We start from the raw sequence: 16,148 nt of genomic DNA on the forward strand, positions 1-16,148 counted from the left end.
GCACCCGAGAGCGATGCGTCGCACACACTGGTCCGTATGGGAGATAACACACAGTTCGGTGAGGGTCGCGATGCAGACGAGCAGGCCGGTCCCGGCCTCCAGGCGGCGGACGGGAGATTGGCGGGGATCGTGCTCGCCGGTGGCCGGTCACGTCGGATGGGGCAGGACAAGGCGGCGATGAACTGGCAGGGGGAGCCGATGTTGGCGCGGGTGGTCCGCACCATCGGGCAGCGCTGCGATCCGGTGCTCGTCGTCGCGCCGGAATCGTCGTCGGCGTACCAGGGGCTGTTCGGGACCGGCGGCCCGGAGGCGCGCTGGATCACCGATGAGACGCCGGGGACCGGTCCGCTGGGCGGACTGGCGGCCGGCCTGGCCGCGGCGGCGGAGAGCGGCGCGGAGTGGGCTTTCGTCTGTGCCACCGACATGCCGCTGATCGAGGTGGGCCTCGTCGATGAGCTGCTGCGCGGGGTCACCACGTCGGCCGAGGCGGTGATCGCGCAGGACAACCTGCGGGTGCACCCGATGGCGGGTGTCTATCGCACCTCGGCGGCCGGGGCCATCGCCGACCTCGTCGCCGCCGACGAACGGCGGATGCTGGCGGCCCTCGACGTGCTCAACACACATTGGGTGACGGTGTCCGAGGGTGCCTGGCTGACGAATGTGAACGCGCCGGAGGACCTGCATCGATTGCGCGTGTAGGCCGGGTGGGCCGCGTGCTCACCCACCCCTCAGGGACCTGTGCGTCGACAAATAGAATGGTCGGCGTGACCCAACCCGACCCGACATCCGCGCTGCCGAAGTCCTGGGACCCCGCCGAGCATGAGGGCAGGCTCTACCAGGGCTGGCTCGATGCCGGCTACTTCACCGCCGACGCGACCAGCGACAAGCCGCCCTTCTCGATCGTCATCCCGCCGCCGAACGTCAACGGCTCCCTGCACATGGGCCACGCCTATGAACATGTGCTGATGGATGCGCTGTCGCGGCGTCGCCGGATGCAGGGTTACGAGGTGCTGTGGCTGCCCGGCATGGACCACGCCGCGATCGCCATGCAGACGATGGTCGAGCGCAAACTCGCCACCGAGGGGCTGACCCGCGACGACCTCGGCCGGGAGAAGTTCATCGAGCGTGTCTGGGCGGAGAAGGCCGAGATCAGCGGCAACATCGGTGAGCAGATGCGCCGGCTCGGCGACAGCGTCGACTGGAGCCGTGAGCGCTTCACCATGGACGAGGGTCTCTCGCGCGCCGTGCACACGGTGTTCAAGCAGATGTTCGACGACGGGCTGATCTACCAGGCCGAGCGGCTGGTCAACTGGTCGCCGGTACTCAAGACCGCGGTCAGCGACATCGAGGTCAGCTACGCCGACGTCGAAGGTGAACTGGTCAGCTTCCGCTACGGGTCCCTCGACGATGCGCAGCCGCATATCGTCGTCGCCACCACGCGGCTGGAGACGATGCTCGGTGACACCGCCATCGCGGTGCACCCCGACGACGAGCGCTACGCGCATCTGGTCGGCACCGAACTCGCACATCCGTTCGTCGACCGCCTGATCCCGGTCGTCGCCGACGACTACGTCGACCCGGAATTCGGCAGCGGCGCGGTCAAGATAACCCCGGCCCACGATCCCAACGACTTCGCGCTCGGCCAGCGGCACGATCTGCCGATGCCGACGATCATGGACGAAGAGGCCCGGATCGCCGACACCGGAACCGAATTCGACGGTATGGACCGCTTCGAGGCGCGGGTCAAGATCCGGGAGGCGCTCGCGGCGCAGGGTCGCATCGTCAAGGAGGTGCGCCCGTACCTGCACAGCGTCGGACATTCCGAGCGGACCGGTGAACCGATCGAACCCCGGCTGTCGATGCAGTGGTGGGTCAACGTCGAGTCGCTGGCACAGGCGGCGGGCGACGCGGTGCGGGGCGGCGACACCGTCATCCACCCGAAATCGATGGAACCGCGCTGGTTCGCCTGGGTCGACGACATGCACGACTGGTGTATCTCGCGGCAGCTGTGGTGGGGCCACCGCATCCCGATCTGGTACGGGCCGGACGGCGAGGTCGTCTGCGTCGGACCCGACGAGCAGCCGCCTGCGGGTTACGTCCAGGAGACCGACGTCCTCGACACCTGGTTCTCCTCGGGTCTGTGGCCCTTCTCCACCATGGGCTGGCCGGAGAAGACCGCCGATCTGGCGAAGTTCTATCCCACCTCGGTACTCGTCACCGGATACGACATCCTCTTCTTCTGGGTTGCCCGGATGATGATGTTCGGCACCTACGTCGGCAAGGGCCTCGGGCCGGAGAACAAGGTGCCGTTCGGGAATCTGTTCCTGCACGGCCTGGTTCGCGACGAACACGGCCGCAAGATGTCGAAGTCCAAGGGCAACGGCATCGACCCGCTGGACTGGGTGGAGCGCTTCGGCGCCGACGCTCTGCGGTTCACGCTGGCCCGTGGCGCGAATCCGGGCAGTGACATCTCCGTCGGTGAGGATCACGCACAGTCCTCGCGCAACTTCGCGACCAAGCTGTACAACGCGACGAAGTTCGCCATGATGAACGGCGCCCGCGTCGGTGAACTGCCCCCGGCGGAGGATCTGACGGTCGTGGACCGGTGGATCCTGGGCCGGTTGGAGCAGGTCCTCGCCGACGTCGACGCCGGATTCGAGTCCTACGAGTTCTCCAAGGCATGCGAGGCGCTGTACCACTTCGCCTGGGACGAGGTCTGCGACTGGTATCTCGAACTGGCCAAGGTTCAGTTCGCCGAGAACGACGAGAAGCGTTCGCAGACAACGGCACTCGTGCTCGGTGCGGTGCTCGACCCGCTATTGCGCGCGCTGTCGCCGGTGATGCCCTTTGTCACCGAGGTCCTCTGGCAGGCGCTGACCGGCGGCGAATCCGTCGTCGTGGCAGAGTGGCCGACCGCGAGCGGACACGGTGTCGATGCCGCGTCCGCGACCACCGTCGACGATCTGCAGCGGTTGATCACCGAGGTGCGCCGCTTCCGCAGCGATCAGGGCCTGCGCCCGGGTCAGCGGGTGGCCGCACGCTTCGCCAGCCTCGACGAGGCCGCGCTGACACCGTCGTTGCCCTACATTCATTCGCTGGCGCGGCTCGACGCCGACGACGCCGACTTCGCCGCCACCGCGAGTATCGAGGTGCGGCTGAGCCAGGCGACGGTCGTCGTCGAGATCGACACCTCCGGGACGGTCGACGTGGCGGCCGAACGTAAGCGGCTGGCCAAGGATCTCGCCGTCGCCGAGAAGGAATTGGCCACCACCACAGCCAAACTCGGCAACGAGCAGTTCCTGTCCAAGGCTCCGGACGCAGTTGTCGCCAAGATCCGGAACCGTCAGCGGATCGCGACCGAAGAGGTAGAGCGCATCGGCGCGAAGCTCGCGGGTATGGGTGGCGCGTGAGCGAAGACGACGGTTGGGCACACGAGGATCCCGCGGTCACCGGCGATCCGCTGGGACTCGATGCGCTACTCGGTGACGGCGGTGACGGCGGTGATGGCCCGACCGCGGGTGACCCGGAGGAGCACGACCGCGAGGGCTACGGCCAGGAATTCGACAGTGACGGTCTGGACCCCGACGGCGACGATCAGCAACCGTCCGGCCCCGCCGGACCCGCCGACTCGGCCGAGGACCTGGCCGAACTCGCCGAGGTCGAGGCCGAACTCGACACCCGCTGGCCGGAGACGAAGATCGAGCCGTCGCTGACTCGCATCAGCACGCTGATGGATCTCCTCGGCTCGCCGCAGCACGGCTATCCGGCGGTACACATCGCAGGCACCAACGGCAAGACCTCGGTGGCCCGGATGGTGGACGCGCTGTTCGTCGCGCTGCACCGGCGGACCGGCCGCGTCACCAGCCCGCACCTCCAGCGGGTGACCGAGCGGATCTCGTTGGACGGCAAGCCGATCAGCGCCCGGCGCTACGTCGACACCTACCGTGAGCTGGAGCCGTACATCACCATGGTCGACGACTCGTCGACCGCGGTCGACGGTCCGCGGATGAGTAAGTTCGAGGTGCTCACCGCGATGGCGTATGCGGCGTTCGCCGAATCCCCGGTCGATGTCGCGGTCATCGAGACCGGCATGGGCGGCCGATGGGATGCGACCAACGTCATCGACGGTGCGGTCTCGGTCATCACGCCGATCGCAATGGATCACGCCGACTATCTCGGCGACACGCTCGCCGCGATCGCCGGTGAGAAGGCCGGAATCATCAAGGCGGGCAACCCCGAAGCGCTGGTACCGGTCGATCCGGTGACGATCATCGCCGAGCAGGAGCCGGAAGTGATGGAGGTGCTGCTGCGCGAGACCGTCGCGGCAGGCACCATCGTGGCGCGCGCGGGCAGCGAGTTCGCGGTGCTCGAATCGATCACCGCGGTGGGCGGACAGATGCTACGGCTGCAAGGTCTCGGCGGTGTCTACGACGAGGTGTACCTGCCGCTGCACGGTGCACATCAGGCAGACAACGCCGCGCTCGCGCTGGCCGCGGTTGAGGCGTTCTTCGGTGCCGGGGCCGATCGGCAACTCGACATCGACGCGGTGCGTTCGGGTTTCGCGTCGGTCTCCAGTCCCGGGCGGCTGGAGCGGCTACGCAGCGCGCCGACGGTGTTCGTCGACGCGGCACACAATCCGCACGGAGCCAACGCACTGGCGCAGGCGCTGGCCGAGGAGTTCGACTTCCGTCGGCTCGTCGGCGTCGTCGGTGTGCTCGGCGACAAGGATGCGCGCGGGCTGCTGGAAGCCTTGGAACCGATCTTCGACGTGGTGGTGGTGACCAACAACGGGTCACCGCGTGCCCTCGACGCCGAGACCCTCGCCGACTATGCGGCCGAGATCTTCGGCGAGGAGCGGGTGGTGGTCAAACCGTTCCTACCCGACGCGGTGGAGGCGGCGGTCGAGCTGGCCGAGGAGAACGACGGCGACCGGGTGTCGGGGGCCGGGGTGGTGATCACCGGGTCGGTGGTCACGGCCGGTGCGGCCCGCACCCTCTTCGGAAAGGATCCGCGGTGATGACTGCACGACCCGAAGGTGATCGGCCCGGTCACGACGGACCGGCACAACCGCGGTTCACCCCGCCCGCCAACGACCCGTGGAAGGGGCTGCGCGGCGTCATGGCCGGCACGCTGATCCTCGAGGTCATCGTGATGGTGCTGACCTTCCCGATCGTGGCCAAGGCCACCGATAGTGGACTGACCGTGGTCTCCGGGACCTATCTGGGGGTGGTGACGCTCGCACTGATCCTCGCGGCCGGCGTCCAGGGACGGAAACAGGCGATCAACATCGACCTGGGGCTGCAGGTGCTGGTGATCGCCGGTGGTGTGTTCCACTGGTCGATCGCGGTCGTCGGGCTGCTGTTCCTCTGCGTGTGGCTGTATATCCGCTACATCAAGATCGACGTCGAGAAGCGGATCGAGCAGGGGCTCCTTCCCGGGCAGGAACCGCTGCCCTGAGCGCGCCGCGGGGTAGCCGTTCCGAGGAATCGCAGGTCGGATCCACTATCCGATGATCGTGATTCGGTTGTCGCAACCTCTGTTGCCGGAACGTTATGAGTGATCGACCCCACGGGAGGGGATCTGCTGTGACAATGGCGAAAGCCGGGGGCAGGTCTGCGCACGTCGGGGTGTCGGGTGCCGTCGGCCGGTCGTGATTCCACGGCCGCGAATCATCATCTCGACAATCGTTAGGGAACCTGTGCTCAAGTCGGTCGCCGTCCACCCGTCCACCAACATGCGCAGGAGCCGCGTCCTCTCTCTGGTCGCCGCCCTGATGATGGCTCTCGCCGCCGTCGGCATCTCGGTCGCGGGCACCGCTGAAGCCGCACCGGAGTCGCAGATCGATCAGTTGCCGAGTGCGGGCAGCCCGATGCCGGTGGCCGCCGGTCAGTACAGCTTCATCGCCACCCATGCGGTGACCAAGCGCGCGGCCGCGATGAATGTCGCCGACGGCATCGCGACGCTTCCGGTGCCCGTCCAGTACCGTCCCGCGAACCTCGCGCTGGCCCAACAGTTCCGCAATGCCGTCACCGCGGCGCTGGCGACCCCCGGTGGATGCGTCCAGGTGGTCGTCGACCCGCAGGCGCGTGACGGTGGCCTGTTCAACTACGGCTTCTTCGCGGTGGCCGGGGAGTACTGCTCCTGACCTGCCGGTCCTGGGCCGCCATCGGGCCGGTCACCCGCACCCGTCGGGGGCCGGTCCGCACCCGGTAGCCGATCGCTATTGTGTGTGCGTGACCGAACGTACTCTCGTCCTCATCAAGCCCGACGGCGTTGCTCGCAACCTCATCGGCGACATCATCAACCGTATCGAGCGCAAGGGTCTCTCGATCGTCGCGCTGGAACTGAGAACGGCCGCCGACGACGTGGCTGCGGGCCACTACGCCGAGCATGAAGGCAAGCCCTTCTACCCGTCGTTGCTGGAATTCATCACCTCCGGACCGCTCGTCGCGGCCGTGCTCGAAGGCCCGCGTGCGGTCGCCGCGTTCCGGCAGATCGCCGGCGGCACCGACCCGGTCGAGAAGGCTGTGCCGGGCACCATCCGTGGCGACTTCGCGCTGAGCACCCAGAACAATCTCGTCCACGGCTCGGACTCGCCGGAGTCCGCCGAGCGAGAGATCGCGCTCTGGTTCCCCGAGCTCAAAGCCTGACGCTCTCCACAATCCGAATCGGAATCAGTCCCCTCGAACCCCGACGCGAGGGCCATATCGGCCATGCTTTGCGGGTATCGAACCCTGATGTGGGATACTTGCACAGTTGCCGGGAACACACTTTGTTCCTGACAGCCGGATGACGCGCCCGGTGTCGGCGTGAGTCGTCGCAGCACATATGCGACGAACACCCCGAATCCGTGGTCGTCCCCACCGGAGTTCGGCCGATGGTCAATCACCGTCTGTCGCACTCGTCCGCCGACTCTCGTCCGTTTCGGGCGATCATCGGCGAATCGGTGTCGTGGACGGTGTAGCGCGGTCATCACCGCAAGCGCGTCGCAGGTCGGTTCAGTTCATGAACCCGCCGTCGACGCAGAGACCACACAACACCGGTCCGAGTGGCCGGGACACAGAGCAGACCCTCGCGTGGCCGCGTCAGCCCGACGCGCCCGGGGGTTCGAGGAGACTGAGTGACCGACAACGGGTCGCCGGCTGACGCGAACGCAGCGTCCGAACCGGCGGAACAATTTTCCAGCAGACTTCGTGTGCACGCCCTGGCCAGGGCGCTGGGGCAGACCAGCCGTCAGGTGCTGGCACACCTCGCCGACCTCGGCATCGCGGCACGGAGCGCGCAATCCAGCGTCGACCCCGAGGTGGCGCGCGCCGTCGCCGACCGCGTGCGCGAGCATGTCGAGGTCGACGAGACGCAGGTGACCGAGCCGACCGCCGCACCCGCACCGCAGGCCGAGACGCCCGCCGGCGAGGTCGTCGAAGCCGCACCGACCGACTCCGCGCCCGCCGAGGCGACTCCCGCCGAGGAATCCGCTACCGAAGCGGCCCCCGAGGCTGAGGCTGCGCCGGATGCCGAAGCGGCCCCGGCGACCGAGGAAGCGCCGACGCTGTTCTCGGCGGCATCCGAACAGTCGCACCAACCGATCTTCACCGAGCCGTCCGCGGCGGCGGCCGGTCCGTTGTTCCTGCAGCCGCAGGCTGACGACGAGACGGCCCAACCGACGCGTAAGCGCCGCAGCGAGACCCGCCGGGACGCCGAGATCACCGGCGACGCCACCGCCACCGACAGCACCGCCACCGATGCCGAAACCGGCGCCGATGACAGCAGCGCGGACGACGCGGGATCCGACGCCACCGACGCCGAGTCCGGCGACGAGGGTTCGGGTCGCCAGCGCCGACGTCGTCGTGGCCGCCGTGGCCGTGGCCGCGGCCGCGGTGACCAGTCGGAGGACGGCGACAACGCTGAGTCCGACGGCGCAGAGTCGGGCAGGGCAGAGTCGGGCAGCTCTGACGCCGACGGAGTCGAAGCCGACGCAGCAGAAGCCGACGCCAACGACGCCGGAAGCACGGATGCCGCGACGGCCGATACCGACGGTGATTCCACGGACGCTGAGTCCACGGACGGCGATTCCAAGGACAGCGAGTCCAAAGACGGCAAGCCCGCCGGTAAGCGTCGTCGCAGCCGGTCGCGTGGCGCGGCCAAGGCCGGGGCGGCCGACGCCGAAGGCGCATCTGCCGACGGTGGTGAGTCCGCGAAGGATGCCGACAGCTCGGACGACTCGTCGGATGCCGACAGCGAAAGTGGCGAGGACGCGGACGGCGACGAGTCGTCGACATCGCGCCGTCGCCGCCGCCGGCGTCGTCGCAAGGGCGGCGGCGACGGAGACGAAGGCTCACCCGACGATCCGCCGAACACAGTCGTCCACGAACGCGAGCCGCGCAGCAAGCGTGCCCGCGATGAGGTGCAGGGCATCTCGGGATCGACGCGCCTGGAAGCCAAGCGTCAGCGACGCCGCGACGGTCGGGACGCGGGACGTCGACGTCCGCCGATCCTGACCGAGTCGGAGTTCCTCGCGCGTCGCGAGGCCGTGGACCGCGTGATGGTGGTCCGCGAACGCAGCGCCAACAGCAAGATCTCGGTGGCGAACGCCACCAATGGTCACGACCACGCGCCGATCGAGGACTACACGCAGGTGGCGGTCCTGGAGGACGGTGTTCTGGTCGAACACTTCGTCACCACCGCGACGTCGTCGTCGATGGTCGGCAACATCTACCTGGGCCGCGTGCAGAATGTGCTGCCCGGCATGGAAGCCGCTTTCGTCGACATCGGTCGCGGCCGTAACGGCGTGCTGTACGCGGGCGAGGTGAACTGGGACGCCGCCGGCCTCGACGGTGGTTCGCGCAAGATCGAACAGGCCCTCAAGCCCGGCGACAACGTGCTGGTGCAGGTCAGCAAGGACCCGGTCGGACACAAGGGTGCCCGACTCACCACCCAGATCTCGCTGGCCGGCCGCTACCTGGTCTACGTGCCAGGTGGCTCGTCGACCGGTATCAGCCGCAAGCTGCCCGACGTCGAACGCAAACGTCTCAAGCAGATCCTGTCCAAGCTGGTGCCCGAGGATGCCGGTGTCATCATCCGCACCGCGTCGGAGGGGGTCAGCGCCGACGAACTCGCCGCCGACATCGAACGCCTCGAGACCAAGTGGAAGAAGATCGACGAGTCGGTCGCCGACGCCAAGAAGGGATCCGGCGCGGTCGGCCCCAAGGCTCTCTACGAGGAGCCGGACCTGCTGGTGCGGGTCGTGCGCGACCTGTTCAACGAGGACTTCAAGAAGCTCGTCGTCGAAGGTGACAAGGCCTGGGATCTGGTCGAGCGCTACGTCAGTTCGGTTGCCCCGGATCTGATGGAGCGTGTGGAGAAGTTCTCGCGCGCACACGCCGACGCCCCCGACTCGTTCACCGTGCATCGCATCGATGAGCAGTTGGCCAAGGCGCTCGACCGCAAGGTGTGGCTGCCCTCGGGTGGCACGCTGATCATCGAGCACACCGAGGCGATGACCGTCGTCGACGTCAACACCGGCAAGTTCACCGGATCGGGCGGCAACCTCGAGGAGACGGTCACCCGCAACAACCTGGAGGCGGCCGAGGAGATCGTGCGGCAGATGCGCCTGCGCGACATCGGCGGAATGATCATCGTCGACTTCATCGACATGGTCCTCGAATCGAACCGCGACCTGGTGCTCCGCCGTCTCACCGAGTCGCTGGCCCGGGACCGTACCCGTCATCAGGTCTCCGAGGTGACCTCGCTCGGCCTGGTCCAGATGACCCGCAAGCGGCTCGGTACCGGGCTGCTGGAGGCATTCTCGACGCCGTGCACCAACTGTGGTGGTCGGGGCATCATCGTGCATGCCAATCCGGTCGAGGTGAAGACCGAGGAGAGCAAGTCCTCGGAGGGTTCGTCGAAGCGGTCGCGCCGGGGTAAGCGTAAGGCGGAGGCGGCGCCCGCGCCGGAGCCGAAGGCCGCGCATCACAATCCGTCGGAGCATCCGATGTTCCGGGCGATGGCGGCGCACAGCCACGACGGGGAACACGGCCACGACGGGGAACACGGCCACGGTGAGGACCACGGCCACGGTGAGGACCACGGCCACGCGGCGGACCACGAGCACGCCGACGCGCACGCGGGGTCCACAGGTGAGCAGCAGGTCGCCGAGGTCGAGGCCGTCGATTCAGGGGCCGAGGTCGCTGCGGATGCCACCCCGGCGGTCGACGCCGCCCCGGTTGTCGAGAGTCCGGTTGTGGATGCCGCAGATGTCGGCTCAGGGTCACCGGCCCCGGCGGCCAAGCGTCGGCGACGTGCCGTGCGCCGGGCGGCGGCGCCGACCGCGCCCGCGCCGGAACCGATCACTGTCGCCGTCGATACGCCGGCCAAACCGCTGACGACGTCGGGCCCGGCCGCCGGTAACCAGACGACCGAGGCGCCGGTCGCGGTGAAGCGCCGACCCCGACGACGGACCGCCGGACGACCAGCCGGTCCGCCGCCTGCCGAGCAGTAGTGTGAGCGGGGCCGACACGCGGCGGGTCGAGTTTGACCCGACTACCGGCGGTCCCGTAATCTTGCAAGGTCGCCTTCCGCGGTGTATTCGCGCTGTGCGGGTGTGTCCCAGACACAATTCCGGCGCAGCGGCGAGACTCGCGGCAGGCATTCTGGTGTGAACCACCTGAATCCCCGGTCATGCGGCTGGGTGTTCTGCGGCCCGCGCCAGCACGGACACAGCACGTTCACCACACCAAGCCCGGTGCACCAGCGGCACCGCGGCCCGACAGATGAGTAAGAGGAAGAACTTCGATGGCAACGTACGCGATCGTCAAGACCGGCGGTAAGCAGTACAAGGTCGCTGAGGGCGACATTGTGAAGGTCGAGAAGATCGACGGCGAGCCGGGCAGCACTGTCAGCCTGCCGGTCGCGTTGGTCGTCGACGGATCGACCCTGACCACTGACGCCGACAAGCTCGCCAAGATCTCGGTCACCGGTGAGGTCGTCGAGCACACCAAGGGCCCGAAGATCCGGATCCACAAGTTCAAGAACAAGACCGGCTACCACAAGCGCCAGGGCCACCGTCAGAAGCTGACGGTCATCAAGGTCACCGGTATCAAGTAGTTCGTCGACTCGACTCGTCTCGTAGACCTCAGGAGGACTGACAGATGGCACATAAGAAGGGCGCGTCCAGCTCGCGCAACGGTCGTGATTCCAATGCCCAGCGGCTTGGTGTGAAGCGTTTCGGCGGCCAGCAGGTGCTTGCCGGCGAGATCCTGGTCCGCCAGCGCGGCACCAAGTTCCACCCGGGAGTGAATGTCGGCCGCGGTGGCGACGACACCCTGTTCGCTCTCGAAGCGGGTGCGGTGCAGTTCGGCACCAAGCGTGGCCGCAAGACGGTCAACATCGTCCCGGAAACCGCTTCGGTCTGACCCGAGCGCACGGCGACAACAACGTTCGACACCTTAAGGGCGGGCAGGGTCACGAGTACCCGGCTCGCCCTTAAGTGTTTTCGCGGGCAACCGCGCGATTCCGCGCACCCGCGGTCTGTAGGGAAAGGACTCCTCCGATGTCACGGTTCGTCGATCGGGTGACCATCCATGTCGCGGCGGGCAACGGCGGGCACGGCTGCTCGTCGGTGCATCGGGAGAAGTTCAAGCCACTCGGTGGCCCCGACGGCGGCAACGGCGGCAACGGCGGCTCGGTGCAACTCGTCGTCGACCCGCAGGTGCACACGCTGCTCGACTTCCACTTCCGGCCGCATGCCAAGGCAGGCAACGGCAAGCCCGGTATGGGTGACAATCGCGACGGCGCGATGGGTGAGGATCTGATCCTCAAGGTTCCCGACGGCACGGTGGTGCTCGACGCCGACGGGTCGATCGTCGCGGATCTGGTAGGGGCCGGCACTGTCTTCGAAGCGGCACAGGGCGGTCGTGGCGGCCTCGGCAACGCGGCGTTGGCGTCGCGGGCCCGCAAGGCACCCGGATTCGCGCTGCTCGGTGAGGAAGGTCAGCAACGTGACCTGGTCCTCGAGCTGAAGTCGGTCGCCGATGTCGGCCTCGTCGGCTTCCCGTCGGCAGGTAAATCGTCGCTGGTGTCGGTCCTCTCGGCGGCGAAGCCGAAGATCGCCGACTATCCGTTCACGACGCTGGTGCCGAACCTCGGTGTCGTGCAGACCGCCGGTGACGTCTTCACCATCGCCGATGTTCCCGGGCTCATCCCTGGGGCCTCGACCGGTCGCGGACTCGGACTGGAGTTCCTGCGCCATCTGGAACGCTGCGCGGTGCTGGCGCATGTGGTCGATTGCGCGACACTCGAACCCGGTCGCGACCCGGTCTCTGACATCGACGCGCTGGAGGCCGAGCTGGCCGCCTACCGGCCGGCCCTGGACGCCGACCACGGTCTGGGCGATCTCGCCGACCGTCCGCGGGTGGTCATCCTCAACAAGGTCGACGTCCCCGACGCCGCGGAGTTGGCGGATCTGGTGGAACCTGAACTGGCTGAACGTGGTTGGCCGGTGTTCCGGATCTCGGCGGTGTCCCACGTCGGGTTGCGCGAACTGACCTTCGCGCTGGCGGACATGGTGCGGGACTACCGTGCGGCGCAGCCGAAACAGGTTGCGCGCCGGGCGATCATCCGGCCGAAAGCGGTCGACGAGACCGGCTTCACAGTGGTCGCCGATCCTGATATCGCGGGCGGTTTCATCGTGCGTGGTGCCCGTCCGGAGCGGTGGATCGTGCAGACGCAGTTCGACAACGACGAGGCCGTCGGCTACCTCGCTGATCGGCTCAACCGGTTGGGCGTCGAAGACGAACTCGTCCGCCTGGGCGCGGAGCCCGGTGCGTCGGTCACCATCGGTGCCGTCACCTTCGACTGGGAGCCGTCGACGCCGATGGGTGACGACGTGCCGATCACCGGACGTGGCACCGACATTCGGCTCGACCGGTCTGAACGTGTGGGTGCTGCTGAACGTAAGCAGGCGCGTCGGGTGCGTCGCGGCCTGCATGAGGACGACGAGAACGGTGATCGGTGATCGTGTGCGGTGACCAACTGGGCTCGGCGTCGCGGCAGGCGTGCGCATGAGTGAGGTGCGCGAGTACATCGCCCACGCGCGCAGTGTGGTCATCAAGATCGGGTCATCGGCGCTGACCGATCTCGCCGACGGCCTGGACAAGGCCCGGCTCGACCGTCTCGCCGACGCCATCGAGGCTCGAATGCGCGCCGGGTCGGATGTGATCGTGGTGTCCTCGGGTGCGATCGGTGCGGGGATCGCCCCGCTCGGGCTGAAGAAGCGGCCGACCGATCTGGCGACCAAACAGGCCGCGGCCAGCGTCGGCCAGCTCGCGCTGGCACATGCGTGGGGGACCTCTTTCGCGCGCTACGACCGCACGGTCGGGCAGGTGCTGCTCACCGCGGACGACATCTCCAATCGTGCCCATCACGCCAACGCGCAGCGCACTCTCGACCGGTTGCGGTCGCTGGGTGCCGTCGCGGTGGTCAACGAGAACGACACGGTGGCCACCAACGAGATCCGGTTCGGCGACAACGATCGGCTGGCCGCGCTCGTCGCGCATCTCGCCGGTGCCGACGCGCTGGTCCTGCTCTCGGATGTGGACGGACTCTACGACGGTGATCCGCGCAAGGTGTCCGAGACGGGGGAGCGGGCCCGGTTCATCCCCGAGGTGTCCGGACCCGAAGACCTCGACGGCGTGATAGCCGGGTCCGGTGGTGCGCTGGGTACCGGGGGCATGGCATCCAAACTCGCTGCCGCGCGGCTCTCCGCCGACGCCGGGGTGCCGGTTCTGCTCGCCTCCGCCGAACAGGCCGGGCAGGCGCTGGCCGACGCCTCGGTCGGAACGGTGTTCGCCGCCCGCCCGGAGCGGTTGTCCGCACGGAAATTCTGGGTCCGGCACGCCGCGGACGCGCGCGGACAGATCGTGCTCGACGACGGTGCGGTGGCGGCGGTGTCGCGGCGCCGCCGGTCCTTGCTGGCGGCGGGCGTAGTGGGTGTCGAGGGGCGCTTCTCCGACGGCGACGTCGTCGAACTCGTGGACACCACCGGCCGGATTCATGCGCGCGGCGTGGTCGCCTTCGACTCTGACGACATCTCCTCGATGATGGGTGCCCATTCCGAGGAACTGCCCGCGGACCTCGCCCGCCCGGTGATCCACGCCGACGATCTGGTGCCGCTCTGAACAGCTGCTAGCTAGTGGCTTGGTCCGCAAGGGAGTGCACTATTGCGAGGCCGAGATTTTCCACTATTTCGGCTTCGTCTGCACTTAGCGGCGCGCGCGAGTTACTTGCTGCAGTGTCGCCTTCGACACTGAGCGTCTCGACCGAAAGTCGGTGGACGACTATATGTCGGCAATGCGCTATTTTGTCGAAACCGGTACACGTGTCTTTGGCTACGTCATGAGATCCGACATAATTCTTGACACATTCGGAGAGTCGTGGAGCACCAAGGGATCGCAAAGCCTTACTTATGCTGGCTGAATTCTGAAAGTTCGTCCGATCGTTCTCTTTAAAGATTGCAGTTTGCGCCAAAGTTGAAAGTAGTCCGATATTCACTGCATCGCCACGGGCTTGCGCATCCATCATTGCCCGGGCGGCAGCTACGGGAATGGTAGCCTTGATCACCGCCAGCGGTTCATATTCTCCTTTGAGGTATGCGCATAGAGTATCGCAGTAGATAGATTTGACGAGTTCATCGATCGACGCTACGGCAGCAACGACCGAAAATGATGCCAGGTCTCGGCTGATATCGGCGCCCGAAGAATCTTCGTCGCCGCACTCGGTGTCCGAACTGCGCATTGATCTTGCGGTCGTAGCGAGAGATTTCGCACGCTGTATATTGCATCTGAATACGCGTTCGCGCTGACGCAAACGAAACAAGTAGTCAGCCATTCTATTCCGCCGTCAGGGAGATGATACGTTGTGCGAAGTCAGTGAAGATTCTGTCAAAATCTCTGACTTTATCCAGTTGTCCTACGGCCGCGGCCCCACCGGTGAACAGGTCGTCGTGCTGGAGCTCGAACACTGGCTTGTGCTTCTCCTGCGACGTGGCGATCAGCGAATTGAAATCGGGGATCTGGGCGAGTTTGTAGGATTCGGTGTGATTCCAGTAGAGGTCTGGATCCATGGAGAGACCGACCTTCTCGAGTGCGGGGATGAATACGTTGTGTACGGCCTCGTCGAGATGATTGAAATAGACTTCGAATGACTTGGAGGGCATCCCGTTTCGAAGACGATATTTCTGTACTACCGTCCCGAGGAATTTTGGATCCTTTGGTTTGAAGGTATAGAGGATATCTTCATCGTCAAACATTCCCAGTTGCCTAACGCGTTTCGTCCAGTCAATCCATCGCGGGATGGCTTGGGATAAACTGTCTACGGCCATAACAGAGAACACATCGGGCATCATTGGGACGATGAAGTAGTCGGCATTGAGGAAATTGATCTGATTGATAGCGCCAAGGCTTGGGCTCATGTCTACGAGTACGTAGTCTGCCGAGTATCTTTCTGCGGCTAGCCTATAGAGTTCGGAGAAGCTTCCTGGAACGTTCTGCATGGCAGGCATCATTGAGCCCATATTCATAGCCGTGGCCAACTGGGTCTCCACCTCTGCCATTTTGACACTGCCGGGCAGCAGGCGAAGATTGTCATTTCCGGCGATCGGATTGCAATCCGGCGACTCGATCTTCTTGCCCATGCTCTTCATGACAGGTAGCAACGAATTATGGAGATTTACCTTTTCGAACTGTTGATACGAATCGGGTAGGACCCCGCCATCGGCGATTTCGAGTGATAGGCCGGTCAGATTGCATTGCGGATCGGCATCGACGAGTACGACGCGCTTTCCTAGCTGAGAAAGCTTCCATCCCACATGGAAGCATGTTGTGGTCTTACTGACGCCACCCTTGTTATTGAAGAAGGCGATAGTTCGAGCGTTGCTTGCCATCCGTTTCACTCCCCTGGTCTTCTGGCTACGGGGTGATGTTAGCTGGAATCTTGCGTCGAGAAAATGTGTGGCGAAGACGTAGAAGAGATTAGTAATGAGATATTGCTATTGAAGGATTGCTAATCGGGCTCTCCCTGATTCGGGGTGCGTTCAGGTGTTCTGTGAGGCGTGCCGGAGTGGGTGGCGGTATGGCTGCCTGCTTTCTGGTGGT

13 protein-coding genes are annotated in these 16,148 nt (G+C 66.1%); 11 read left to right on the forward strand and 2 right to left on the reverse strand.

Annotated elements, in window-relative coordinates; translation table 11 throughout:
* The first annotated feature begins 156 nt into the window (after positions 1-156).
* The 11 genes from mobA to proB all read left to right on the forward strand — a co-directional run bounded on the left by mobA (position 157) and on the right by proB (position 14,174).
* On the forward strand, positions 157-699 hold the full coding sequence (mobA, locus tag QSJ18_RS16840; RefSeq protein ID WP_462476103.1) for a molybdenum cofactor guanylyltransferase: 543 nt from the start codon (positions 157-159) through the stop codon (positions 697-699).
* A 56-nt stretch (positions 700-755) separates the two neighbouring features.
* Positions 756-3,410, forward strand: a complete 2,655-nt coding sequence (locus QSJ18_RS16845) for a valine--tRNA ligase (protein ID WP_286327757.1) — start codon at positions 756-758, stop codon at positions 3,408-3,410.
* Entirely contained in the window at positions 3,407-5,017 is a 1,611-nt protein-coding gene (gene folC / locus QSJ18_RS16850; protein ID WP_286327758.1) for a bifunctional tetrahydrofolate synthase/dihydrofolate synthase, read from the forward strand. The genes QSJ18_RS16845 and folC overlap by 4 nt, the downstream gene beginning before the upstream one ends.
* Positions 5,017-5,457: a DUF4233 domain-containing protein gene (locus QSJ18_RS16855; RefSeq protein WP_286327759.1), complete on the forward strand. Its 441-nt coding sequence runs from the start codon at positions 5,017-5,019 to the stop codon at positions 5,455-5,457. The genes folC and QSJ18_RS16855 overlap by 1 nt, the downstream gene beginning before the upstream one ends.
* Positions 5,458-5,698: 241 nt before the next feature.
* Entirely contained in the window at positions 5,699-6,145 is a 447-nt protein-coding gene (locus tag QSJ18_RS16860; protein ID WP_286327760.1) for a hypothetical protein, read from the forward strand.
* A gap of 88 nt (positions 6,146-6,233) precedes the next feature.
* The gene (gene ndk, locus QSJ18_RS16865; RefSeq protein ID WP_286327761.1) at positions 6,234-6,650 is read left to right on the forward strand and encodes a nucleoside-diphosphate kinase; all 417 of its coding nucleotides are present in this window, start codon (positions 6,234-6,236) and stop codon (positions 6,648-6,650) included.
* A gap of 470 nt (positions 6,651-7,120) precedes the next feature.
* A complete protein-coding gene (locus QSJ18_RS16870; RefSeq protein WP_286327762.1) occupies positions 7,121-10,498 on the forward strand; it encodes a translation initiation factor IF-2 N-terminal domain-containing protein in 3,378 nt (1,125 codons plus the stop codon).
* Between the two features lie 293 nt (positions 10,499-10,791).
* A complete protein-coding gene (rplU, locus tag QSJ18_RS16875) occupies positions 10,792-11,103 on the forward strand; it encodes a 50S ribosomal protein L21 (RefSeq protein ID WP_286327763.1) in 312 nt (103 codons plus the stop codon).
* 44 nt (positions 11,104-11,147) lie between these two features.
* Positions 11,148-11,411 carry a 50S ribosomal protein L27 gene (rpmA, locus tag QSJ18_RS16880; RefSeq protein WP_286327764.1) on the forward strand — a complete coding sequence of 88 codons (264 nt, stop codon included), beginning with the start codon at positions 11,148-11,150 and terminating at the stop codon, positions 11,409-11,411.
* 137 nt (positions 11,412-11,548) lie between these two features.
* Positions 11,549-13,012, forward strand: coding sequence for a GTPase ObgE (gene obgE, locus QSJ18_RS16885; RefSeq protein ID WP_286327765.1), 1,464 nt, complete (start codon positions 11,549-11,551; stop codon positions 13,010-13,012).
* Between the two features lie 46 nt (positions 13,013-13,058).
* Entirely contained in the window at positions 13,059-14,174 is a 1,116-nt protein-coding gene (gene proB / locus QSJ18_RS16890; RefSeq protein WP_286327766.1) for a glutamate 5-kinase, read from the forward strand.
* 7 nt (positions 14,175-14,181) lie between these two features.
* Here proB and QSJ18_RS16895 read toward each other — a convergent pair whose 3' ends face one another.
* A complete protein-coding gene (locus tag QSJ18_RS16895) occupies positions 14,182-14,883 on the reverse strand; it encodes a hypothetical protein (protein ID WP_286327767.1) in 702 nt (233 codons plus the stop codon).
* A gap of 1 nt (position 14,884) precedes the next feature.
* Positions 14,885-15,937, reverse strand: coding sequence for a ParA family protein (locus QSJ18_RS16900; protein WP_286327768.1), 1,053 nt, complete (start codon positions 15,935-15,937; stop codon positions 14,885-14,887).
* Positions 15,938-16,148: the final 211 nt, after the last annotated feature.

Origin of the sequence: Gordonia heveisoli (assembly GCF_030315745.1) — a bacterium.
Taxonomy (GTDB): Bacteria; Actinomycetota; Actinomycetes; order Mycobacteriales; family Mycobacteriaceae; genus Gordonia.

Coding starts and splice junctions, on each gene's coding strand:
- mobA (WP_462476103.1), top strand. CDS start 157: ATGGGGCAGGACAAGGCGGCGATGAACTGGCAGGGGGAGCCGATGTTG.
- QSJ18_RS16845 (WP_286327757.1), top strand. CDS start 756: ATGGTCGGCGTGACCCAACCCGACCCGACATCCGCGCTGCCGAAGTCC.
- QSJ18_RS16855 (WP_286327759.1), top strand. CDS start 5,017: ATGACTGCACGACCCGAAGGTGATCGGCCCGGTCACGACGGACCGGCA.
- rplU (WP_286327763.1), top strand. CDS start 10,792: ATGGCAACGTACGCGATCGTCAAGACCGGCGGTAAGCAGTACAAGGTC.
- rpmA (WP_286327764.1), top strand. CDS start 11,148: ATGGCACATAAGAAGGGCGCGTCCAGCTCGCGCAACGGTCGTGATTCC.
- obgE (WP_286327765.1), top strand. CDS start 11,549: ATGTCACGGTTCGTCGATCGGGTGACCATCCATGTCGCGGCGGGCAAC.
- proB (WP_286327766.1), top strand. CDS start 13,059: ATGAGTGAGGTGCGCGAGTACATCGCCCACGCGCGCAGTGTGGTCATC.
- QSJ18_RS16895 (WP_286327767.1), bottom strand. CDS start 14,883: ATGGCTGACTACTTGTTTCGTTTGCGTCAGCGCGAACGCGTATTCAGA.
- QSJ18_RS16900 (WP_286327768.1), bottom strand. CDS start 15,937: ATGGCAAGCAACGCTCGAACTATCGCCTTCTTCAATAACAAGGGTGGC.